We start from the raw sequence: 22,291 nt of genomic DNA on the forward strand, positions 1-22,291 counted from the left end.
CGCGCGCACGGCCCGGTCGACACCAAGCCGCCCCTTTCGCCGATCCCTGCCGATATCGGCGAGGCTCTGGAGGCATCCTGGGGGGAGGCGCCCGGGCTAAAAGGTTGGTTCGGCACGGTCGATCACAAGGCGATCGGCATCCGCTACCTGATCACGGCCTTCGTCTTCCTTATCATCGGCGGGCTCGAAGCGCTGATCATGCGCATCCAGCTGGCCGAAGCCGACAACACGCTGCTCACGCCCGAACAGTACAATCAACTGTTCTCGATGCACGGCGTGACGATGATTTTCCTCTACGCGCTGCCCATCCTCTCGGGCTTCTCAAACTACCTTTGGCCGCTGATGCTGGGAAACCGCGATATGGCGTTCCCCCGGCTCAACGCGCTGAGCTACTGGCTTTTCTTGGCCGCAGGACTGTTCCTCTACATCAGCTTCCCGCTGGGCGCGGCACCGAACAGCGGCTGGTTCGACTACGTCCCCCAGGCTTCCGCGGAGTTTAATCCGGGCCCGAACATCGATGTGTATTGTATCGGCCTGATATTCCTGGGCATTTCCACCACTGTAGGCTCGGCCAACTTCGTAGTGACGCTGCTGCGGATGCGCGCGCCGGGCATGAGCATCAACCGGCTTCCCATCATCGTCTGGGGCACGTTGACGGGATCAGTCGCCAATCTGTTCGCGGTCCCCGCGGTCAGCCTGGCTTGCGTGATGCTGTTCATGGACCGCAACCTGGGCACCCACTTCTTCGAAGTGTCGGGCGGGGGCCAGCCGCTGCTGTGGCAGCACCTCTTCTGGATGTTCGGTCACCCCTGGGTCTACGCCATCGTGCTGCCGGCGATGGGCATGGTCAGCGATGGCTTGCCGGTCCACTGCCGGCGCCCGCTCGTGGGCTACACGTTCGTCGCGATGGCGACCGTGGCGACGATGGTCGTCGGGTTCGGCGTGTGGGTCCACCACATGTTCGCGACCGGCCTGCCGACGCTGGCAATGAGCTTCTTTTCGGCCGCCAGCTTCGTGATCGCGATCCCCAGCGCGATATCGGTTTTCGCCTGGATCGCCACGATCGCGACGGGCCGCGTGCGGATCACCACGCCGTTCCTGTTTTTCGCCTCGGTCATCCTGCTGTTCGTGATCGGAGGCGTTTCAGGCGTGATGACCGCCAGTCTCGCGCTCGATTGGCAGCTGACCGACACCTACTTCATCGTCGCGCACCTTCATTACGTGCTGATCGGCATCAATCTCTTCGCGGTCGTGGGCGGGATCTATCACTGGTTTCCGAAGATGACGGGACGGATGATGGACGAACGCGCGGGCAAGTGGGTCTTTGCTCTGATGTTCACGGGTTTCAACGTGGCGTTCCTGCCCATGCACTGGCTGGGCATGTTGGGAATGCCGCGGCGGGTCTACACCTACGCCGCCGGGATGGGCTTCTCCGGCGTCAACATGGTGATCACCGTGGGCGCGTTCCTATTCGCGCTGGGGCTGCTGTGGTTCTTCATCGAGATCGCCCGCGCGCGCATCTCCGGGCGGCTCGCCGGGCCCAACCCGTGGGACGCTCCGACGCTGGAGTGGTCGATGACCTCACCCCCGCCGATCTACAATTTCGCGATCATTCCCGTCGTCGCATCACGGCATCCTTTGTGGGAAGACCGGCTTGAAGGGGGCGACGAGCGATCGGTCTTTGCCGAGGGTTTCTTGCTTGATCGCGGCAAGGAAACGCTTGCGGTCACGCCCCTGGACGGGGAACCGGACGTGATCCTCAAGATGCCCGGCGACAGCTTGCTACCGGTGTTCCTGTCGCTGGCACTGTTCGTGACCTTCGGCGGGATGCTGTTGCTCTCGCCCTGGATCGGCGGGCTGGGGATGCTCGCGGTGCTGGTTGTGCTGGCAGTCTGGTTCCGGCCCCATGCGGTGACCGCGGGCACCGAGGATGTGCGAGTCTATGGCTGAGGTGCGCACGCTGAAGCAGACGTTGCCCGTCCACGGCCAAGGGCTTGTGGGCACGCCGTGGTGGGGCATGCTGTGCCTGATCGCGACCGAAGGCATCCTCTTCGTCTACCTGATCTTTTCCTACGCCTATCTGGCGACGCAAGGTCCGGCCGGGCCCTGGCCAACGACCGGCGGTTCCCCGTCGCTGACGCTCGCCATTCCGGCGACGTTGATCCTCCTGGGGTCGAGCGTAACCGCAGAGTGGGGCAAGCGCACCGCCCGCCTGGGCAAGCTGGGGACCGCGCGGCTGGCCTACGGCCTGACGATTTTGCTTGGCCTGGTCTTCATGGGGCTCAGTGCCAGGGAATGGGCGGACAAGCCCTTCGGGCTGGGCGACAGCAGCTACAGCTCGATCTATTTCCTGCTCACCGGAACGCATCTCAGCCACGTCGCCATCGGCCTGGTCGCGTTGATCGTCATGCTGGTCTGGAGCCTGCGTGGCAAGATCCACGCGGGGCATGACCAACACCGCACGCTGGCGACCCTGTACTGGCACTTCGTCGATGCGGTGTGGATCTTCGTCTTCATCACCATCTACGTGTCGCCGCGGATCGCATGAGCGACCTGCACCCTCTCATCAGCGCCGTGTCGCACCCCGCGCCGCTCAAGGGCACCCTGCCGCGCTGGCGTATCGTTCTCGGTCTGGTACTGGCGCCGGGCGCCTTCGCCGCGCAGGTGATCGTCAGCTACGCCCTCGCCGCCATTTCGTGCGACGGGGGCGGCGCGTCGCGCCCCATCATCACGGGGGTCAATCTCCTCGCTCTTGTCGTGATCGCGACCGGTCTTATCGTTTCGGCCGGAAATTTCCGCCGCACTCGCGGTGAAGGCAAGGGAGGCCATCGCAAGGTTCAAAGTGAGGGCGATGGGCGGACGCGATTTCTCGCGTATTTCGGCCTATGTGCCAGCATCGTCTTCGCCCTGGCCGTTATTGTCCAGTTGACCTCGCTCATTATTCTCCATCGATGCCTCGGCCTGCCCACCTTGCCCTGATCGCGGTTGGGGTCCTGTGGCCGCTCCGGGCGCTGGCGCATGGAGGCGAGGCGCCCGCCCCCTGGAGCGTCGAACCAGTTGCGCTCGCTCTCCTACTCATGTCGGTGACGCTTTACGCAGCCGGTCTCGCGCGGATGGGACCGCGGCAGCGCGCCGCCATCGCTCCGCGGAGACGAGTCCTAGCGTATGCTGGCGGCGTCGCCACTATCATCGTCGCGCTCTTTTCACCGATCGACGAACTCGCGGATGCCAGTTTTGCGTGGCACATGGCGCAGCATCTCTTGCTGATGCTGGTGGCTGCGCCCCTTATGTCGATGGGCAACGCCCATCTCGTCGCGCTGATGGCCTTCCCTATAGCTCCACGTCGAAGGATCGGACGCACGGTCAACCGCACGCCCGGCGTACGTTGCGGCGGATCAAGTCGCGCCGCACCCCCGCTCGCGGGGCTGGCCTTCGCAGCCGGGCTATGGTTGTGGCACGCCCCGCGCATGTACGACGCTGCGCTAGCCGATCCTACATTGCACACGATCGAGCATCTGACGTTCCTGGTGACCTCGGCGGTTTTCTGGCGGATGATTTCGACCGCTGGCGACCGACGGCTTGATGGACTGAGTGCCGTCGTCATTGTCACTCTCATCGGCCTTCAAGGCAATTTGCTCGCCGCTCTGATTACGCTTGCGCCACTGCCACTTTACCTCCCCTACGCCGCGAACGGGCTTTCAGATCAGCAGGTGGCTGGCCTTTTGATGTGGCTGCCGGCCGGGATGCTGTATCTCGCATCCTCACTCCGTGCGATTTTGATGATACAGTCCGAGCGTTCGCAGATGAGACGCCCTGAAAGTTAAAGGTGAGGCTCCGATCATTTTCACGAAACTAGAATCATCAACGGCACTCGCAGTAATTCGCACTTGCAAGCGCGAGGCAAAACTAATCCTTCCCTTCTCGAAGTAGGCACTTTTGTCCTTCCCTAAAAGGGCATGCCGGATAATGAGGTAGATGCCCGCCGCTTTCGGGGACGGAAAGTGGTGCTCTGCCACCTGAAAACTGGATCGTTTTGAGCTAGAGTCTTTGGCCTCAGATTTCCTTGGCTGGGCAAGGAGGCGTGGCATGAAGGCATCGAAGTTTACGGATGCGCAGAAGGCGTTTGTGATTAAGCAGGGCGAGGAGGGAACGCCGGTGGCGGAGGTCTGCGGCAAGGCGGGGATCAGCCAGGCGACCTACTTCAACTGGAAGAAGAAGTACGCGGGGCTGTTGCCGACCGAGATGCGGCGGCTGCGCGAACTCTAGGAGGAGAACGGCCGCCTCAAGCGGATCGTCGCTGACCTGACGCTCGACCGGGAGATGCTGCAGGATATCATTCGCCGAAAGCTCTGAGGCCGGATCGCAAGCGCGAGCTGGTCGGCGGGATGCTGGCGGACTGGGGCGTATCGATCCGGAGGGCTTGCAAGGTCCTGCCGTTCGACACCTCGAGCTACCACTACAAATCCCGCCGCACCGATCCGGCCGTACTCAAGAAGCGCATCAAAGCCATCTGCGAGACGCACGTCCGCTACGGCTATCGCCGCGTCTATCACATCCTCCGCCGGGAAGGCTGGGTCGTGAACGCCAAGAAGGTCTACAGGCTTTACAGGGAGTTGGGCCTGCAGCTGCGCAACAAGACGACCAAGCGGCGGGTGAAGGCGAAGTTGCGCGAGGATCGTGCGCCGGCCATCCGGCCGAACGATGTGTGGGCCATGGACTTCGTCCATGACCAACTAGCGACAGGTCGCAAGCTGCGCATCCTGACCGTGGTCGACACGTTCAGCCGGTTCTCGCCGGTGATCGATGCGCGGTTCAGTTACCGTGGCGAGGATGTCGTGGCAACGCTCGAGGCGGCCTGCCGGACGGTGGGCTATCCAAGGACGATCAGGGTGGACAATGGCAGCGAGTTCGTCTCGCGGGACATGGATCTATGGGCTTATCAGAGGGGTGTGACGCTCGACTTCTCGCGGCCTGGGAAGCCGACAGACACGGATGTTGTAGAAAAGCCCTTTCATGCAGATGCTGGCATTTTCCTCTCCATGCGTGATCTGGTGCGAGGCCTGGTTCGCCACTGGGAGGTGAAGTCGGCGTACGACTCTTCTGCCTTCTCGACGCGCACTCGCTCGGCCGCTCGCTTCTCCGGGATGTTATAATCGTAGGCCGCGCCGCGCTTGGCGTGCTCGGGCGGCAAGCCTGCCTTGAGCTCGATGCTGCGGAACTTGCGAGCGAGCAAGGCCGGCCGCACCCAGATGTAATCCTCGCCTTTGGTGAGCATATGCCAGATGATCATTGCGAGCTTGCGCGCAGTGGCGACCGCAGCGATCGGCTTGCCCCGCTTCGCCGCCACGCGCTGGAAGAACGCGCGCAATGGGCCCGGCGATCGCGCTGGAGCCCATGCGGCTTCGACGAGCATTCCGCGCGCTTGGCCGCGACCCTGCTTGGTGATGCGCCCATGGTAGGCGGGCCCTTCGCCAGACTGGCGCGTACTCGGGTTGAGGCCGAGATAGCCGACCAGCTTCGTTGGATCGCCGAAGCGCCGAACGTCCCCGATGGCCGCAGCTACGCCCGAAGCGACCGCCATATCGACGCCCGGTAGCGTCATCAGCCGCCGGATGACCGGATCAGACATGGTGGCCCTTGCGATGTCGGCCTCCACGTCCTTGAGCGATCCTTCGATGAGATCGATCTGCGCTAAGTGGCGCTGGACTGCGGCGCGTTCGTCGTCGGGCAGGTACTGGGCGGCGATCCACTTTCGCCCGCTGATACCGGTAAGGTTGCCATGCGGGCACGGTGGGATCAGATGCGCGTGCAGGATCGACTGGATGAGGTTCTTCAACCGCACTCGCTGGCGGATCAGTTGCGTGCGGCGCGCCACCTGTCGTCGGAGGGCGAGCGTTGCCTCGTCGGGAATCCACACCTCCGGTAGGAAGCCGGTTGCGTACAGTTTGGCGAGCACCGCGGCATCGATAGCGTCGGTCTTGATCTTGGCATGCGCAATCAGTCTCACCTGCTTCGGGTTGGCGATGACGACGCGTTCGACGTGAGGGGCCAGCAGCTCGACGACGGCCGCTGCGTTACCTGTGGCCTCGACAATCAGGTGGTCGTCATGCGTGAGCTCCCTCCTGGCGAACTCCTCTAGCCGCTCGCGTAGCATGGGGATGCGGCCGAGCTTCTCCAACTTGCCATCGAGCAGCGCCACGGCCTCGGCCGCTACCCGGTGGATGTCCATGCCAACAATCCGCATAACCTCCTCCTTGGTCCAACAAGGTTGAGGGAGCTGGCGGGCAACACGACAATTACGGATCCGCGCTCGCAGCGCATCCGGGCTAGTCGCAGGGGCGGCCAGATAACGACCTCGAGCTCGCAGCTCATGTCAGTGCGACGGCCTGCCCGCACTCTCTGTGCTCCCGGTGCCCCATGGCCCGGATCAGCGGAACCTAGCAGTTGCCACTGACGTCAGGAACGGGTCACCGTCATGCATCATGCCGGATAATGCGTTCGTGGAATCGTTCAACGGTCGCCTGCGCGACGAATGCTTTAACACGCACTGGTTCCTGTCGTTGGAAGACGCTTGCGAGAAGCTGGACCGCTGGCGTAGACACTACAACGAAGAGCGACCGCACAGCGCGATCGGGAATATCCCTCCGATCATGCTGGCAAACCCGGCCGGGGCCACCAGCCTCCCGGACCTGGGCCAGGCGGAAAACTCTAGACCAGAGTGGTCCAAGGTTGGGTAGCAGTGCACCTTGGGGCAGACTCTACATCAGATCGAGGGAGCCAGCGGGGGGCAGGTCACGCGCAGAGACCTTCTTCGGATCGGTTCTTTGGGGCGGGATGAGCGCGATCATGATAATCGGCGCCACGCGCCGGGCAGACGTCCCTACCAACAGCTTTCTTTTCTTTCGCCTGTTGGCAATCGCGTTCCTGGTCCTCGATCTCTTGAAAGGCGTGGCGACCGGGGAGTGGGCCGGGATCGAGTTTTTGCTCTTTGTCCTCACAGCAGAATATGCGGCGATAATTCGCACAATCCCACCGAGGGAAGCAGGCAAGTCGGCCAGAAAGATAGTTACGGCCAAGTAGGCCCGAATAGATTGGTCGGCGCACGGTGGTTGCCCAACATCGCAGCGCCGCAATTGATCCGGCCGCACGTGCCCGCCCGAGGCTTACAGAGGTTATGATAAGGGCGGTGACGACTGTTCCCAGGTTTTCGGGATAGGCATCTTATCTCGCTGCCTTGTATTCAGTCGGTCCAAGGGCAGAGAGCGCTGCTTCCACTAGTTCGCTCAGTTCTCCTCGTGGCGAAGGGATCGTTGGCGGCGACGATCCAGGTAAGGCACGACCTGTTCGCCGGATTTAACCCACCGCAATGCCTCTTGGTGCGAAGCCAGGACGATCCGCTCGCCCACGTCGTCGCAAAGCGGTTTTCCTTCGGCGTCGATGATTATGAACGGCATCGCTCTTGCCATCATATGCGAGGGCGGCTGAGGTGTTTCGCCTACCCCAACCGCCCACGCGTGCCCCGGCAGTGCTACGACCCAAGGGCCGGGCGTTCAACCGAAGTGACACGGAAAACGGTCGGATCACATTACGACTCATCAAGTTCGGGCCGGTTCCCATGCTGAGAGGCCTCAGCAATTTCGGGCCGGGGCCAGAAACGGAAGGCCCCACCAGCGGTGACAGCGGTCGGCGAAGAGGTGGAATTCGATGTGCGGGTCTCGGGTTCCGAAAGCGAGGTATCGTCCCTCACAGAAGAATGACCCTTCGACCCTCTAAGCAGTCGCGTCGTTTGTTGAAACAGTCGACCGCCTCCCGAGCCGTGCTCGCGAGGCGGGCGACTGTCCATCACCGCTTGCCGGTGCAGGATGGTCCGCACTTGCATGTCGGGCCGCACTTGCAAGCGTTCGGTTGAGTCGAGCACTGGCAGGTGGGAGAGCAAGCGCAGGGATTGCATTTGCAGGTCATTGGTGAACTCCTTTCGTCGGGCCTTGGGAGCTAGCCTTTTAATTCGTCTCCAATCCGGACGATTGAACGTAGCGGCTGACGGGGCGAGTATATTTTGCGATGCCATCGCTTCCCGGGGCGACGCCGCCAGGATTGAAGGACAAGATCATCGCACTTGTGGGCCGTGGCCAGATCGTCGTGTGGGAGGGAGCTGCTCTGTGGCTGCTCGAGGGCACGCAAGACAGAGCTGAGCTCCGGCCGCATTCCCACCACGCGATCCAGGTCACTTTTGCTCTAAAAGGCGATTTCAAGATTGGCGTTGCTGGTGAGGACCTTTCGGGTCCGGTTGCTGCGGTTGATGCAGATGCAAGCCACACCTTCGAGGCAACCGGCGTCGCTGCCTTCCTGTTCGTTGCGCCCGAGAGCGCCGCGGGCAGAGCGCTCCAGCAAGGCATCCTTGCGGGCAGGCACGCGGCTAGCGTCACGACCGGGCCCTTGGCATCGGCCCTCGGCGGGCTTCGCAATTGTTATGAGGGCGGCGCCAGTGGTGCGGAGATCCGGCAACTGGGGCAAGACATCGTCGATGCGCTCCCGACCGCGGACGAGGGGAGTTTGCCCGATCCCCGTGTCCAGGCCATGATCGACTATGCTCGAAACCATCTGGACGGTTCGATCACCCTGCCCACTGCAGCACGCCTTGCCCAACTGTCCGACGACCGCGCGCGGCATTTGTTCGTCAAACACACTGGTCTGCCATTCAAGACCTTCGTGCTTTGGCTGCGGCTCGAGCGCGCGGTCGCAAAATATGCAGGCGGAAGCTCGTTGACCGAGGCTGCCCACGACGCCGGGTTCGCGGATTCTGCGCACCTCAGCCGGACTTTCCGGCGCACGTTCGGTTTGCCGGCTGCGGCGCTTCGGCTCGTCCAAGCGCTGGCGACGATTCCAGTGACTGCAAATCGAACCCATGAAGGGCGGTACTTCCATTTCCAGCGTGCGACAGCTGCCATGCCGGAAACGGCCGCGTAGCTGCAATTCCTGTCCGCCCAGATCACCAATTTGCCGTTCATTAACCATGTTCAGCTAACGGACCTGGCATGATCGAGGGGCAGGCTCAAGCGCGGATATATCAAGCGTTATGCGCTGTCGGCGTGGGCGACGCCCTGCCGCCTGGTGCGCTGGGCGCAATCTACGGCGAACTGTCCCACTTGCGCTGCGCCGGCGGCCCACCCGATCGAGCCGACATCGCCGAAAGGATCCCCGTGAAGCTGTTGCGACTGGAATGGGCCTTGCGGCTCAGGAACAAGCCGGGTGTGGAACGATATCGCGACGATCTGCGCCAGCTATGGTGGGAGTGGCTCAACCAGCCCATCCACGCCACTCTGCGTGCGGCAGAGCGCGAGGACGCGATCGGCCCAGCTAGCTAGCCCGATCTCCAAGCCTCCTGGCGGTCTCGGCCCCGAAGCGGCCTATGTACCAACTCGCCTAGATGTTCCGTTTATGTTCTCATCATGGCATGCGACTCGATCCTGACATTCTCGCCGACACCCTTCTCCTCAAGTCGCCGGGGTGGGCTCGTGTCGGCCTGACCGCGCCCGATCCAGGGATGCGGCACCAAGCGGCCCAGGAACTCGCCCGCGTGATCATCGATGAGATCGGTGACGATCGCGCCGCGCCCGATCCGGCGCAACTCGGGCTGGCCGTGTAATGTGGCGCGCTGGTCGGCGTCCGGGATGCTCGAGGCAACGACGATCCTCGAGACGGCGATCCAGTCCCGCGCGGTGCTCGTCACCTGCGGCTGCGGACGCAGCGCGCGCTACTGGGCGCCCGGCCTGTGGTGGTGGTTTCATCGATGCGGCTGGAACGATGAGTTCGGCCAGGCGCTCGCGCGCTTCCGGTGCCGGAGCTGTAGTGAAAGGGCGGGCCATCGGATCAGGCCGCAACGCATCGAAGTGGTGCGCGAAGGACCGGGCGAGATTCTGTTGCCCGAGCCCGAGCCGCGGGCATGGAAGCGCGCGCTGTCGCGCTTCCGGTAAACGGGAGCCCGTCGATGTCCGTTGATCCTGCTGTCGATGGGCCGGGCAAGCTGGCCAAGGTCCACCTTTTCCGTCGCGACGGAAATGATGCCGCGATTGCCGTGACGCGAAACTAGAAAACCAGGCAATATGGTTCCATTCCGTGCTTTGCGCTGCGGGGGCGGTGACGTCCAACCGAACACTTTTCCTGCGCGTGCGACGGGTCAAACGGGATCGATCTAATGAGCGTGGCATTCCGGCGTGACAGTGACGAGGAACATCTCGAGCCAAAGTTCGAGCTGCCGATCCCGGCTGGCCCTAATCTGGTGACAAAACGCGGCCTGGAACTCATCGCCAGTCGGGTAGCGGAACTGGAATCCGAGATTGACCATGCTGAAGAGGACGCTCTTCCGGCGCTCAAGCGGGACCTGCGCTATTGGCAGACCCGCCAGATCACGGCGGAAGTGATGCCCCCGCCGGCTTCGGACAACGTGGAATTCGGGTCGAAGGTCACCATCTCGCTGAATGGCACACCCAAGACATTTCAGATCGTGGGCAGCGACGAGGCCGAACCCGCGGCTGGCCTCGTCTCGTTCACCGCGCCGCTCTCCCGCGCGGTCGTCGGAGCAGCGGTTGGCGAGGTGCTCCCGTTTGGCGCTGTTGCCGACGCAATCAGAATCCTCGAGATCAGCTCGCCATGACCTTCCCCCAAAGCAAATCACGCTGGCTGGGCAGCGCGACACTTGGCAGGGCCTGAGGCATGAGCCGTAAGAATTCGAAACGTGACCCATATGAGAACGTTGATCGCGTCGCGGAGCCTTCAGCGGCGATAGAACCTTGCTGGCTGTGTCGCCGGCCCCTTGGCAAGACCACCGTCTGGCATCATCCGGTACCGAAAAGCCGGGGTGGCCGCGATGTCGTTCCCATGCATCCGATTTGCCAACAGGCGCTGGTCGCCAATTTCACCAATTCTGAACTGCAGCGCCATGCGATGGATGTGGAGGCCCTTCTGGCCAATCCAAACGTGCGCAAATTTGTCGATTGGGTCGCCAAGAAGGACCCAGACTTCACTGCCACCACCTCAAAAAAGCAGCGCTAATCGGCTGAATAGAGACCGAATTCCGTCCGACAGGTTTCGGATTCGTTTGTCACTAACCGGACGCCAAGGCATCCCCTCAGTGGGGGAGAACGATAGACTATTGGCGATGATTGCGTCCTGTGAAGTCGTTTGAACGCCAATCAGGGTCGCCGCATCCGACGCACGGTGCTTACGAGGTCGACGCCACGCTTTCCCGCCTGTATCGAACGTATCACCATGCAGCCTTCGCACGATCAGTCGGGCGGTGCGAACTCGGCAGGGGTTGACCAAACGCCCGCGCTCGTGGCGCCATCAGGTGCCTTGGTACTGGCGGGGTCAGCAGCAGCGAACGGCGTCGCCAACGGCAGTGGACTCCATGCGGGAGGATTGGCTGGGCCGATCTGGACCAGACCCGCAGCACGACCGGCAGGAATTTCCGGAGGGCGCATTGCGATCAGCCCGCCGAGCCCCAATGCCAGGATCGCCGCGCCAGTGGCGATCATTCCGACGACCGCCTTAGCGCTCATAACCCTTGAGCTTCGAGCGCGTCGCGACGTAGATGTCCGCTTGGCCTTCACCTCCGGGCTTGCCCACCGATCCGACCAGGAGGAAGGTGCCGTCCCACGAAAGCGACGCGCGGGTATCGTTTCCAGGGCCACTCACCACCCCGAGGTGCTGCGGAGGTGACCAGGGGTCGCTGGTCGAAGCGCGCTCCGAGGTCCACACGTCCTGCCCGCCCAAGCTCGATGCCCGGCCCGAGTCGAATACGATCTCGCGGCCGTCCTTTCGGACGTTTGGTCGCGCCGCATCTCCACCGATACTGAGTTCGCCGACGAGTTGCGCGGGTCTGGAATTGACACTGGCATAGATGCTGTGTGGACCGCCAGCGGGCCCTGTCGTGCGCGAGAAATACAATACGTCGTTGCCGTCGTCGTCAGTGAAGAGCGAGGGGCTCCACTCCTGCGCGGTGCTATTGATCGTGTCGGGCAGACGCTCGGGCGTATCCCAACCGTCCTGGCTTAGCCGGCTGCGGAAGATGTCCCCATTGTTGGTCCCTGCGGGCGCGCGGACAAACAGCAGGCCCTTTCCGCGTAACGGCGACGGACAATATTCATTGTCGGAGGTGTTAATCGGAGCGGGCAATTCCACCGGCGCCCCCCATCCCGACGTCGTCGTCTCGCGACGCGCAACCCAAATATTCAGATCGGGAAACGGATCACCAGGAAATTCGGGCCGGTTGGTTGCCATGTACAGACTAAGGCCGTCGGGTGAGAGGATCGGGCAGCCATCATTGAATAGGGTATTGAGCGACGGGTCCGAGCCTTCCTCGGCGCTCACCGGCACGCTCCATTCGCTGAACGCGGCGGCATAAAGCGCCCCGCCAAGCGCGGTCGAGGCCAAGATCGCACAGGCGGTGCTGAATACGAGGCGCCGAGTCAGATATGATCGAGAAGAACGCATCGCTTGTATCCCTTCGGCAGTTCGTCCGGACGAGGCTTGGTAGCGTCTGTTTGTGTCGCCGTCCTGTTCGGATCGGTTCTGCCTCCGACAATGGGCCCAGTATCGGAAAAGTCCTGTTGGCATGCCGACAGAAAGCTGACTTCTTGCCGACTTTTCCCGAACTGCACGTCACGCCGCACCGAAATCGTTCGAAACATGCGGAAATCAGCGTTATCCTCAGCGCGAAGGAGGACAGCGCAGGTGGGCGACGAAAAGCTGGCGTTCGACTTCAGCGGGGTTTCCACACCGGCTCCTGTACCATTGGCACATGTCCCACGGTTTCAGCTGGGGCGTTTGATCGTCGAGCCAGCTCTGCGCCAGGTGCGCTCCAGCTTCGGGCGCACCCAAACGCTCGAACCCTTAGTATTGCAATTAATGATTGCGCTGAGGGCTTCACTGGGAAGCACGCTTAGCCGAGACGATTTGATCGCGGCATGCTGGAATGGGCGGATCGTGAGCGACGACGCAGTCAACCGCGTGGTCTCGAAGCTGCGCCGCGTTCTGATCGAACTTGGCGAGGGCGCTGTCCGATTGGAGACGGTCCCCAAGGTAGGCTACCGGATCGTCGCCGACCCTGTTGATCCTCCGCTCGTGCGTGCAGAGATGGAGACCCCAGAACCGCGCGCCCAATCGCCGCGGCCACGCCAGCGGGTGCTTAGCGCACTTGCGCTCGTTGCAGCGGTCAGCTTGGGAGGTGGGTTCTGGGCTTACGCGACGCAAACCCGCGCCAGCGAATCGCTAACGATTGGCGTCGAGCCCGTGGCCAGCACGGCTGGCGACCGCGAAGTCCAGGCATTCGCCAGCGCGCTCACCGGCGATCTCGCGCAAATGGCCGGCGCGATCAGCCGGGTATCGTTCGTCGAAAACGTGCCCTCTGGCCGTCGCGCCAAGGAAGACCTTGTGGTGCGTATCGCGATCGAGCGCGAGGGCGGGAGATTGGTTGCGCGACCCCGCCTAGTCGACGGGGCGAACGGCGCGGTGCTTTGGTCGGACCGGTTCGAAAGCGACGTCCGCACCCCAGACCGATTGCGGCAGCAGGTCGCGATGGCGACCGCCGGCGTGATGCGCTGTGGGCTCGAACGTTCGGCAAAGGTGCTTGGCGATGCTGCATCGATCCGCTTGTTTTTTAGCGCTTGCAACGCGGTCATGCAGGGCGACCCAGCGCGTGGGGCAAGCTTTGCGCATGAAATCGTGGCGCGTCGACCAGATGTCGCTGCAGGCTGGGCATGCCTCGCGTTGACCACGCTCTATTCCAACTCCGCACCAGGTAACTCGACAGAAAAGTCGGCTGCAACGGCTGAGGCGACGAGATATGCGCTCAAAGCCCTCGAGCTCGATCCCAAGATCGGGCGCGCGTATCAAGCGCTTGCGGTGGCGGCGGCGCAAGGCAGCGTCGAGCAGTTCTCGATCATCGAAAAGGGTATTGCCGTCGATCCCGAGCTCCCGGCCCTGCATCGTGTTCACTCGTATGCCCTGCTCGATGCGGGCTATGTCCGTGCGAGCGTCGTCGCCGCGCAACGCGCACTTGCGCTTGATCCGACCTCAATGGCTGAATTTGGTAATGTCGAGCTCCGTCTCATGGCTGTAGGCCGGTTGGACGAGGCTCGCGCGATGCAGGCTAAGGCGGAGCGGCTATGGCCGAGCGAACCGTGGGTTGCGGGCATGCGAGAGTCCCTCCTCGTATATGACCCTGACCCGCGCCGCGCTCTCGCGGAAATGGAGACGATCGAAGCGAAGGCCCATGGCAAAGGACTGTCGCCGCTTCTCCGACGCGAAATGCGCTGGCGCTTCGATCCCGCTTCACGAAACCTCGCGTCTCTCGAACAAGAAGCCGAATCTGCCTTTGCTGCCGACCCGACTAACGCTTGGGAAAATGCGGCGACTTTTGCTCACCTTGGCTTGCTGGATGCCGCCTTCGCGTGGATGGCGCGCGCGCGCCGGAGCGAGAGGGACTACCAATGGTCACTGCTCTTCCGGCCAGAGAGCGCCGCCCTCCGCCGCGACCCACGTTTCTTTGCGGCGATGGCGCGGATCGGGCTAGCCGACGTTTGGCGCGCTCGTGGGCAGTGGCCCGACTTCTGCTCGGAGCCAGGGCTACGTTACGATTGTCGCACCGAAACGGCCCGCATCAGCGGCGTTAAGGCCTGACTGGAGCTTCATCGAACTTTCTGAAAATGGGATCTGCCGACCAGCATCGTCGGTCGCATTTCGGGCCTGACCGCTTTCGCGAGGTCCGTAACGGGGCCGACAGCGGATTGGCAGGTATTTCAAGATCTCGGTTGAATGCAGCCCTTCAATCTAGCGCTTGACGCAGCGGAACCCGATATGGCTGGTCGAGGTATCAATCGTTTCCGGGTGACGTGCTGCCGGGCGGAAGCGTCGGCAGTAGTTCTCAGCACAGAGGTGCGAACCTCCATTGAGGACCTTACGGCCGAACTTCACATGGGACTGCGTTGGGTCGAAGCTCTCGCGCAGGACGTCATGTAACGACAAGCCCTTCGCTCGCCTGACTGGTGCCTCCGGGAAACAGCGTTTTCATCGCCAGCGCCGGGTCTAGCGCGAAGTGTTGGGCCACTGCACCGGCGATCGTCGCATCCAGCGACGCGGTCGGCCTTAGGTCGCGGCCTTCGTAGAGGCTGGCGGTGGCGAGGCCGGGCCAGTCGGCTACGATCCGACCGCCCACCACCGTTCCTCCCAGCAGCATCGCCAGGCTCGCGGTGCCGTGATCGGTGCCGCCGGTGCCATTGACGGCCGCGGTGCGTCCGAATTCGGTCGCGACCACGACGAGCGTATCGGCCCAGGCCGGTCCCAGCCCCACCTGGAGGGCGCCGATCAGCGCGTCCAGCCCGACAAGCTGGGCGCGCAGCCGGGCAAGCTGGCCGGCGTGGGTGTCCCAGCCGCCGGTCTCGATCATCACCACGCGCGCGCCCTGATCGCCGGTCATCAGCGAGGCGGCAAGCGCGCCGGTCGCCGCCGCACCCCTGCCGCCGTCCGCGGCGAGGTCGCCGGCCATCGCCCGGGTCGCCATCGCCTCTGCCCACAGCGGGTGGAGCAGGGCGTCGCCTTGGTAGAGCTGGGTCACCCGGTTCAAAAGGTCGTCGCTCGCCCTGGGCAGGTTCGAAGGGGCGTAGCTCGCGACCTGCGCCGGGCCGCGCAGCGCGGCCGGGATGGTCGCCGAAATCGCCAGCGCGCGCGCCTCGCTCGCTGGGAGCAGCCCGACCAGCCGGTTGAGCCAGCCCGACTTGACGTCGTACGGCATGTTTCCGCCGGTCTCGAGCACGTTCTGCCCGTCGAAATGCGAACGATCGCGATAGGGCGATGCCGCCGCGTGGACGAACAGAGCCTGCTTCGCGCCATGGAGCTTGGCCACTTGCGCCAGGGCGGGATGCAGCGCGAACATGCCGCCCAGTTGCTGCGCGTCGGCGAAGTCGGCGGCGAGCGCGCCTCGCAGTCCGGCATAGGCGGGGTCGCCGGTGGGAGCGAGGGTGCCAAGCCCGTCTGCGGCGCCGCGCTGGATCACGAACACCAGTCGGCGCTGGGTCGAGGCGCGGGCGAGCGCGATCCGCGGCGCGAACAATAGACCGGTCCCGGCGAGCGAACCGCTGACAATCAGCGAGCGGCGATCTAGCATCGGATTATCTCCGCATCATTTCGGGCGAAGCGAGCAATAGCGCCAGCCCCTGCGCCGGGCTCTCGGCGCGCTGGATCGCGGTGCGCGTCGTCTCGGCTAGCGCGCCCGGAAACAGCTTCTCGGCAAGCGCGCGGGGATCGGCGGGGGTGGTCACCCTTCCGGCGATTCTGTCGGCCAACTCGACCCGGCGGACGAGCGCGTCGGGACCGGCCCAGCTCGCGGCAATGTCGTCCCACCCCGCGGGCGAGCCGGGTTTCCACACCGCCTGTCCGAGCTGGACGAAAGCGCCCGCCGCTGCCCGATCCTCGAGATGCCGAACCCCCGCTGCGCGCATCGCGGCGATGCCCCAGTCCCAAGGAGTGCGAAACTTTGCCGCGGTTTCGTCCCACCCCTCGGGTGCCGCTACCAGCGCGCGATAGACGGTAGGCAAATCGCCGCGTGAGGTGAGGAATGCCTGCTCGAGCCGCGCCACCAGCGTCGGGGGTGGATCATCGGCGGAGAAATGGCGGGCGAGCTTGGTCGCGATGTGCCGTGCGGTCGCCGGGTGCGCAGCCAGATCGGCGAGCACCGCCTGCGCTTGCTCTTCCCCGTCTTCACCATAGCGCTTGCCCATGATCGCCCGCGCACCGGGCTCGTGGAGCGGCGGGGCGTAGAGAAAGCCGCCCTGAGTCCCGCGCAGGAAAGGGAGGCGGCCGAGCCCGCCCACGGTCCACCCGGTCAGCGCGCGGGCAAATTCGGTCACGTCGGCCTGGGTGTAGACCGTGCGCACCCCCAGCGTGTGCAGTTCCATGATCTCGCGTGCGAGATTTTCGTTGAGGCCGCGCTGGCGTCCATTGCGTGCCGCGCGCTGGCCGAGCGGGCTGTCTGGGCCGATCGACTGCGCCTGATCGAGATAGAGCAGCATCGCCGGGTGGCGTTCGACGGCGCCGAGCAGATCGGCGAAGCTGCCCAACACGTGCGGACGGATCGCCTCGAACTCGAGCGCGCCGGCCAGACCGATCGAGACCTGCTTGTCGACCGACACCGCGAAGTGGTTGGCCCAAAAATGGACCAGCCGCTCGACGAACGGTGTTTCGCTGACCAGCGCCACATTGGTGCGCGCGCCAACCGCCGCAAGATAGGCTTGGCGCAGTCCGCGGCCGAGACCCGCGCCGGGCATCGCCGTGGCGGTCCGCAATTCGCCGTTCATTGCGGGTTCGGGTGTGGCCGTTGCTGCGCGCCGTTCCTGCCGCGCCTCGCGCAGGTCGGCCAGCAACGCCACAAGCGCAGGGGTTCCGGGCAGCGCGGCAATCGGGGCGGGACGGATCGCAAAGCGAGCGAGCTGATCCGTCAGCCAGCGGTGCGGATCGGAAGGCGGCGCCTCATCGTCCCGTGCGCCGAGGCCAAATCGGTTCAGGGCAATCCTTGCAGCGCTCATCGGCCTCTCCGCCTGATGTTGGCCGGACGGTGCAGGACGCTGGGACACAAGTCACGTCGCGAAATGTATCCGAATGTCACTTGAACGGTCTCTGAAATGCAGGTCGGACGTCAGCGGCCGATCGAGGGCGGAGGCCCGCCTGCACCGTCGGCTCCGATATTCGTAGGCGCATCTTGCTTGAGCTCGTTCCCGAAGAAGTCGGTGACCGGCGATTCGCTCACCTCTGCAAAGACGCTTTTGCCAGCGTCGGGAAACGGTGGGTGCGCGACAGCCGTTCCGGCGCCGATGGCAGCGCTCCCAGGCAGGAGACGGTATCCCTCGGGCGAAGTCGCTCCAGGATTGGCAATATTCGGGTTGGCCGAGACGACACCGGAACCCATGGCCAGGAGTTCTGCATTCGTCTTGCCGAAAAACAGGTTGTTGCGCAGGTCTAGCGGCGGCCCCCGCAGATCGAGCTTCAACTGTTCGCCGATCATGGCATGGGGCGATACGTAAAAGATGTTGTTCCAAACGTGAGCGTTCAATACGGAGAACGAGAGGTCGGGAAAGAGGCCGGACCTTATAAATACAGTATTATTATAGATATAGACTTCGTCGGACGGATTTTTGCGCGGCGACCATGTGCTGATCCACAAGGTATTTCCGTCCTTTTCGCGCAGACCGTCATTTACACTGATATTATAGCGCCAAATGATATTGCGGTTATTCCCCAGGATCTCGACGAAGCCGCCTTCACTGTCTTCCGAGTAGTTGTATTGGTAGAGGACATTGAGATTGCCGAAGTCGACGTGCATCCCGTACGAGTCCTTGTATCCGCGGACATGGCGCGAACGATTGCGCTGCGCGACGATGTCCCGAGAATTGACCACCCAGGCTCCACTGCCGCGTCCCACCATCCGATCGGGTCTCGCGCTAGAGCCGCAATAGTCGAAATCGTTGTTCTCGATCAGCGCATCGCGCGCGCCGGCCAGTTGCACTGCCGAACCGCCCAGCTCGAAGAACTTGTTTTCGGCGATGACGATGTCTCGGTTGAAGCCCGTCTCGGGATCGCGCGATTGGGCGTCCCCGGCTCCTCGACTGCGCGGACCGGCGTTGCTGATCTGCACCCCAAAACGCCCGGTATGCTCGATCCGGTTCCCCGAAATGCGGATATCCCGAAAGTACGACGGCGCCGCCCGCGTTTGCCTGTCGGTTGTCTCGAAGCGAATGCCGCTCACGGTCACCCGGTTGAACTGATCCTCGGTGGTATGGGTGACGGCCTTCGCGAACACGTCGTGGACGTGGAGGTCGGTCATCCGGATATGCTCGAGCACCCCGCCGCCGTCGTTGACGAACAGAATGCCCGCAGCGGTGTCCTCCGCCTCGCCCGGGCGCGGGCGGTCGACGCTGTTGCTGATTTCGAGCCCGCGGATCTCGATGTGGTGTTGATTGCGGACCAGAATTGCCGCCGCGTAGGCTCCCCCACTGCCGCCGGCGCCATCGATGCGGGGACGCGCACCAGCGCCGTACGTGGCGACGATCAGCGGCTTACCGGGGTTACCCGACGACCGAATCTGCAACTGCCCGTTGAAAATATCTCCAGCCTTGAACAGGATCTGATCGCCAGCTTCAAAGGTCTGCGCGTTGACGCGCTCGAGCGAGGCCCAAGGGCACGATGGAGCGGTCGCAAGGCAATTGTCCCGACCTTCGGAACTGCTTACGTAGAAGACGCGGCCGTGCGGCGAGATGGGCGGATTGGCGGCAATCGCAGCGCCACACGGAAGGCACGCAAAACCGGTGGCGAGCGCGACCGCGAACGCGACCGCGCACGACATGACTTCATGCCTCATTTCGCAGATTTTCTCAGATCGGTCGAGAACGGTCCCAACGGCAGGCCGGAACTGTCGAATACGTTGCAGATCGGCGCGGCTGCGTAGCAATAACGGACAGTATCGGCCTTGACGCCGGCGGGCACGGCGACGCGGATTCGCTCACCGTCGAATTCCGCGTCGGCGAATTGGCAGACATTCTGACTGCTTTTCGTGCCACAGACCATGAAGGGTCCCGGCCTGCCCCATGAAGCGGAGATCAGTGGCTCCGAGGCCCCAGCAATCTCAATGAAGACCGAGCTGCCATCCAGCCGTGCGGCCCCGAGTTCCGGGCCCGTCTTCACCATCTCTCCATACACGAGCCTGCGCAAACCCATCGCGGCCCGGCGGGCAACGGGAAGCTTGAGCGGAGGGTGTATGTCGAGCCGCTCGCCGACATCGATCGTGACCACCAGAGCGGTCCGCGGGTCGTTTGCTACGACCTGGCGTTGGGCTTCGCGAACCTGTGCCCAGTTGTTGTCCTCCGCCATGGCGCTCAAGGGGCCGAAGCTGGCCAGTTGTACGATGACGAAGGGCAGATCGGCGTGGAATTGGCGGCGCCAACTCGCAAGCATGGCAGTGAGCTTTGCGCGATAGACCTGCGTCCCGTCGCGGCGGCCGGCGTTGTTCTCGCCCTGATACCAAAGCGCCCCGGCAAGGCCGTAGTCTGCGAGCGGCGCTATCATTGCGTTGTATAGGTTCGCATAACCGATGCGACCGCCCGATTCCGAAGGCGCGTTCCAGCGAGCGTCCAGCATGGCGCCATACCGAGCTTCTGCAGCTGCCGGGGCGGCGCGAAAGGCCTCCAGAATAGCGAGTTCGGGCTGCATGCCTCCCGCAGCCGCGAGACCGGTTGCAGGCGTCCACGATTCAATCGCGGTTCCACCCCAGGAGGAATCGATCAGCCCCACCACGACCTTCTGCCGAGCGGCGATCTCACGTCCCGTCAGGAAGCAAACGGCAGAGAAATCCTGGCCAGCCTCATCGGCGGTTTGCCAGGCAGGGGGCTTTAGGAAGGTGACGAGAGGCAGCCTCGCCTGGCTCTGCGGGACCGTCAGCAAGCGAAGCGCGGCATCGCCTGGCTGCTTGCGATCCTTGGGCTGTAGCGCGGTCTCGGACATGGCGAACTGCATGTTCGACTGGCCCGAGCACAGGAAGACGTCGCCAATCGCAATGTCCCTGGCCGCAATCGTCTCGCCGCCCGAGCGGGCGACGATCGCTTGGCCCGTCGCCGCCTGCTGGCGGGGGAAGAGCGCGCGCCATTCGCCCTGCCGGTCGGTCAGAACGGTCCGGGTCATCCCGGCGAATTCGATGGAGACCTTCGCTCCCGCGTGGGCGTGGCCACGGATCGCGATGTCCTGGCCGCGCTGGATGACCGCGTGGTCGGCGAACGGGGCATGCAGGACGAAGTCCTGACCTTGGGCCCGGGCGGGCGCCGCTGCCGAAGCAGTCCAAATCGCAACTGCGACTGTGGCGAGAATGAGCGGCGCGACCTTCATTTTCCGAACAAAGCCTTTCTCTCGGCGATATTTTCTTTGGCGACGTGATCGGCGGAATATCGGCGCACGTCCTCCTGCGACCAGAAGGTTCCGGTGTGCCAGCGCGGATGCTCGAGGGTGCCTTCCCACGCAAACAGGCGCTTCATCATCGAGCGCACGCGTTCGGGATCGGCATCGGCAAGATTGCGCGTCTCGCCGATGTCGCCGACGAGATCGTAAAGCTCGGGCGGCCGATCCGGATACCGCAGCAGCTTCCACCGCCCGTCACGCATCGCCGCCATGTTGTCGTAGCGCCAATACAGCGGGCGCGCGGCGAGCTTCGCCGGATCGGACAACAGCGAGAGGCCGTCGAGCGACTGCGGCACTTGCGCGCCGCTCAACTCAAGCGCCGTCGGCAGGACATCCAGCAGTGAGACGGGAGCCGTCACTTTCGTCCCTGCGCGTCCGCGATCGGGCAAGCGGACGATCAACGGCACTCTGATACCGCCTTCCAGAAGCGTGCCCTTCGTGCCCCGCAGGGGCGTGTTGTAGGCACCGATCCCCACCCGGTCGCCTCCGTTGTCGTTGGCGAAGACGATCAGCGTGTTGCGATCCGCGCCGGTCCGCCGGAGTGTCTCGATCACCTTCCCCACCGCGCGGTCCAGCGCCCAGCTCATCGCCGCTAGCCGTCGCCGCTGCGGATCTTTGATCGCCGGGAACCGCGCTTCATCGGCAGCGAGCGCGTCCATCGGAGCATGGACCGCGTTGAACGCGAGATAGAGCAGGAAGGGCCGGTCCTTGCTCTCCTCGATGTCGCGTGCCGCCTCTTCGCCGAACTGGTCGGTCAGATAGCGGCCCGGCGTCTCAGGAGCACCGTCGCGCTGGATCGCCGCGGCCGCGATCCTGTTTGGAAAATAGCTGCTGCCGCCTCCCAGAAAACCATAGAAGTGATCGAACCCGCGGGTTCGCGGATCGAACTGCGGCTGTTCCCCCACATGCCATTTGCCGACGGCGTAGGTCGCGTAGCCGGCGGCACGGAACAGGTCGGCTGCGGTCCGCTCGCCGGTATCGAGGCCCATGAAGCGCGCCTCCACGCCTTTGGGCGGAGCTTGGGTCAGGTTGAACTCGTACCCGAAGCGCTGGGTATAGCGGCCCGTCAGCAATCCGGCGCGCGATGGGCTGCAGAACGGCATCGAGGCATAGGCATCCGAATAGACGATGCCTTGACGGGCCAGCGCGTCGATATTGGGGGTGCTGATTTCGCGGCTGCCCTGGAAGCCGAAGTCGCGATAGCCCGCGTCGTCGGCGAGGATGATCACGACATTGAGCCTTGCCGGTTTGGAGGACGCAGCCGCAGGCGTGTACGCCGACAAGAGAGCGGTCGTAC

21 protein-coding genes and 3 pseudogenes are annotated in these 22,291 nt (G+C 63.7%); 14 read left to right on the forward strand and 10 right to left on the reverse strand.

All coding sequences use genetic code 11. The annotated features are described in order from the left end of the window. Positions 1 to 66: 66 nt before the first annotated feature. From ctaD to GKE62_RS05805, 5 genes and pseudogenes are all read left to right on the forward strand, one after another. The gene (gene ctaD / locus GKE62_RS05785) at positions 67 to 1,950 is read left to right on the forward strand and encodes a cytochrome c oxidase subunit I (RefSeq protein WP_255453605.1); all 1,884 of its coding nucleotides are present in this window, start codon (positions 67 to 69) and stop codon (positions 1,948 to 1,950) included. After that, the gene (locus GKE62_RS05790) at positions 1,943 to 2,548 is read left to right on the forward strand and encodes a cytochrome c oxidase subunit 3 (RefSeq protein WP_195908609.1); all 606 of its coding nucleotides are present in this window, start codon (positions 1,943 to 1,945) and stop codon (positions 2,546 to 2,548) included. Before ctaD ends, GKE62_RS05790 begins: the two co-directional genes overlap by 8 nt. Beyond that, positions 2,545 to 2,979 carry a hypothetical protein gene (locus GKE62_RS05795; RefSeq protein ID WP_154691415.1) on the forward strand — a complete coding sequence of 145 codons (435 nt, stop codon included), beginning with the start codon at positions 2,545 to 2,547 and terminating at the stop codon, positions 2,977 to 2,979. The genes GKE62_RS05790 and GKE62_RS05795 overlap by 4 nt, the downstream gene beginning before the upstream one ends. Before the next feature lie 98 nt (positions 2,980 to 3,077). Beyond that, a complete protein-coding gene (locus GKE62_RS05800; protein ID WP_195908610.1) occupies positions 3,078 to 3,824 on the forward strand; it encodes a cytochrome c oxidase assembly protein in 747 nt (248 codons plus the stop codon). A 262-nt stretch (positions 3,825 to 4,086) separates the two neighbouring features. Beyond that, positions 4,087 to 5,003 (forward strand): annotated as a pseudogene (locus GKE62_RS05805) (IS3 family transposase); the annotation flags it as partial. An 8-nt stretch (positions 5,004 to 5,011) separates the two neighbouring features. On the opposite strand, the gene GKE62_RS05810 reads toward GKE62_RS05805, so the two are convergent. After that, positions 5,012 to 6,244 (reverse strand): IS110 family transposase, encoded by a 1,233-nt coding sequence (locus GKE62_RS05810; protein WP_370516065.1) that lies wholly within the window; start codon positions 6,242 to 6,244, stop codon positions 5,012 to 5,014. A 214-nt stretch (positions 6,245 to 6,458) separates the two neighbouring features. Here GKE62_RS05810 and GKE62_RS05815 point away from each other — a divergent pair. Continuing rightward, positions 6,459 to 6,737: pseudogene (locus GKE62_RS05815) on the forward strand (transposase); the annotation flags it as partial. 97 nt (positions 6,738 to 6,834) lie between these two features. Further along, positions 6,835 to 7,080, forward strand: a complete 246-nt coding sequence (locus GKE62_RS05820; RefSeq protein ID WP_154691417.1) for a hypothetical protein — start codon at positions 6,835 to 6,837, stop codon at positions 7,078 to 7,080. Between the two features lie 203 nt (positions 7,081 to 7,283). Here the strand turns inward: GKE62_RS05820 and GKE62_RS05825 are convergent, their stop codons facing one another. Beyond that, positions 7,284 to 7,454 (reverse strand): hypothetical protein, encoded by a 171-nt coding sequence (locus GKE62_RS05825; RefSeq protein WP_154691418.1) that lies wholly within the window; start codon positions 7,452 to 7,454, stop codon positions 7,284 to 7,286. Positions 7,455 to 8,094: 640 nt separating this feature from the next. Between GKE62_RS05825 and GKE62_RS18815 the strand changes: the two genes are divergently transcribed. The 6 genes from GKE62_RS18815 (at position 8,095) to GKE62_RS05855 (ending at position 11,052) form a co-directional block, all read left to right on the forward strand. After that, positions 8,095 to 8,967, forward strand: coding sequence for a helix-turn-helix domain-containing protein (locus GKE62_RS18815; protein ID WP_230206948.1), 873 nt, complete (start codon positions 8,095 to 8,097; stop codon positions 8,965 to 8,967). Between the two features lie 68 nt (positions 8,968 to 9,035). Continuing rightward, on the forward strand, positions 9,036 to 9,365 hold the full coding sequence (locus tag GKE62_RS05835) for a hypothetical protein (protein ID WP_154691419.1): 330 nt from the start codon (positions 9,036 to 9,038) through the stop codon (positions 9,363 to 9,365). An 89-nt stretch (positions 9,366 to 9,454) separates the two neighbouring features. Next, positions 9,455 to 9,646: a DUF6771 family protein gene (locus tag GKE62_RS05840; RefSeq protein ID WP_154691420.1), complete on the forward strand. Its 192-nt coding sequence runs from the start codon at positions 9,455 to 9,457 to the stop codon at positions 9,644 to 9,646. Positions 9,647 to 9,671: 25 nt separating this feature from the next. Next, complete coding sequence (locus tag GKE62_RS05845) at positions 9,672 to 9,974, forward strand: hypothetical protein (RefSeq protein WP_154691421.1); 303 nt, start codon at positions 9,672 to 9,674, stop codon at positions 9,972 to 9,974. A gap of 221 nt (positions 9,975 to 10,195) precedes the next feature. After that, complete coding sequence (locus tag GKE62_RS05850; protein ID WP_154691422.1) at positions 10,196 to 10,654, forward strand: GreA/GreB family elongation factor; 459 nt, start codon at positions 10,196 to 10,198, stop codon at positions 10,652 to 10,654. A gap of 59 nt (positions 10,655 to 10,713) precedes the next feature. Beyond that, on the forward strand, positions 10,714 to 11,052 hold the full coding sequence (locus GKE62_RS05855) for a hypothetical protein (protein WP_154691423.1): 339 nt from the start codon (positions 10,714 to 10,716) through the stop codon (positions 11,050 to 11,052). Positions 11,053 to 11,285: 233 nt separating this feature from the next. Here GKE62_RS05855 and GKE62_RS05860 read toward each other — a convergent pair whose 3' ends face one another. Both GKE62_RS05860 and GKE62_RS05865 read right to left on the reverse strand, forming a co-directional pair. After that, a complete protein-coding gene (locus tag GKE62_RS05860) occupies positions 11,286 to 11,558 on the reverse strand; it encodes a hypothetical protein (protein WP_154691424.1) in 273 nt (90 codons plus the stop codon). Then, complete coding sequence (locus GKE62_RS05865) at positions 11,548 to 12,369, reverse strand: PD40 domain-containing protein (protein ID WP_195908611.1); 822 nt, start codon at positions 12,367 to 12,369, stop codon at positions 11,548 to 11,550. Before GKE62_RS05865 ends, GKE62_RS05860 begins: the two co-directional genes overlap by 11 nt. A 126-nt stretch (positions 12,370 to 12,495) precedes the next feature. Between GKE62_RS05865 and GKE62_RS05870 the strand changes: the two genes are divergently transcribed. Next, positions 12,496 to 14,679, forward strand: a complete 2,184-nt coding sequence (locus GKE62_RS05870; RefSeq protein WP_154691426.1) for a winged helix-turn-helix domain-containing protein — start codon at positions 12,496 to 12,498, stop codon at positions 14,677 to 14,679. Positions 14,680 to 14,829: 150 nt separating this feature from the next. Here the strand turns inward: GKE62_RS05870 and GKE62_RS05875 are convergent. The 6 genes and pseudogenes from GKE62_RS05875 to GKE62_RS05900 form a co-directional block, all read right to left on the reverse strand. Further along, positions 14,830 to 15,006: pseudogene (locus GKE62_RS05875) on the reverse strand (SUMF1/EgtB/PvdO family nonheme iron enzyme); the annotation flags it as partial. 4 nt (positions 15,007 to 15,010) lie between these two features. Further along, entirely contained in the window at positions 15,011 to 16,162 is a 1,152-nt protein-coding gene (locus tag GKE62_RS05880; protein WP_154691428.1) for a DUF1501 domain-containing protein, read from the reverse strand. Between the two features lie 4 nt (positions 16,163 to 16,166). Then, positions 16,167 to 17,579 carry a DUF1800 family protein gene (locus GKE62_RS05885; RefSeq protein ID WP_195908613.1) on the reverse strand — a complete coding sequence of 471 codons (1,413 nt, stop codon included), beginning with the start codon at positions 17,577 to 17,579 and terminating at the stop codon, positions 16,167 to 16,169. A gap of 110 nt (positions 17,580 to 17,689) precedes the next feature. Then, positions 17,690 to 19,498 (reverse strand): right-handed parallel beta-helix repeat-containing protein, encoded by a 1,809-nt coding sequence (locus tag GKE62_RS05890; RefSeq protein ID WP_154691429.1) that lies wholly within the window; start codon positions 19,496 to 19,498, stop codon positions 17,690 to 17,692. Further along, positions 19,405 to 20,925 carry a sialate O-acetylesterase gene (locus GKE62_RS05895; RefSeq protein ID WP_154691430.1) on the reverse strand — a complete coding sequence of 507 codons (1,521 nt, stop codon included), beginning with the start codon at positions 20,923 to 20,925 and terminating at the stop codon, positions 19,405 to 19,407. Before GKE62_RS05895 ends, GKE62_RS05890 begins: the two co-directional genes overlap by 94 nt. Then, complete coding sequence (locus GKE62_RS05900; RefSeq protein ID WP_195908614.1) at positions 20,922 to 22,223, reverse strand: sulfatase-like hydrolase/transferase; 1,302 nt, start codon at positions 22,221 to 22,223, stop codon at positions 20,922 to 20,924. Before GKE62_RS05900 ends, GKE62_RS05895 begins: the two co-directional genes overlap by 4 nt. Positions 22,224 to 22,291: the final 68 nt, after the last annotated feature.

Source organism: Novosphingobium sp. Gsoil 351, from assembly GCF_009707465.1.
Lineage (GTDB): Bacteria > Pseudomonadota > Alphaproteobacteria > Sphingomonadales > Sphingomonadaceae > Novosphingobium.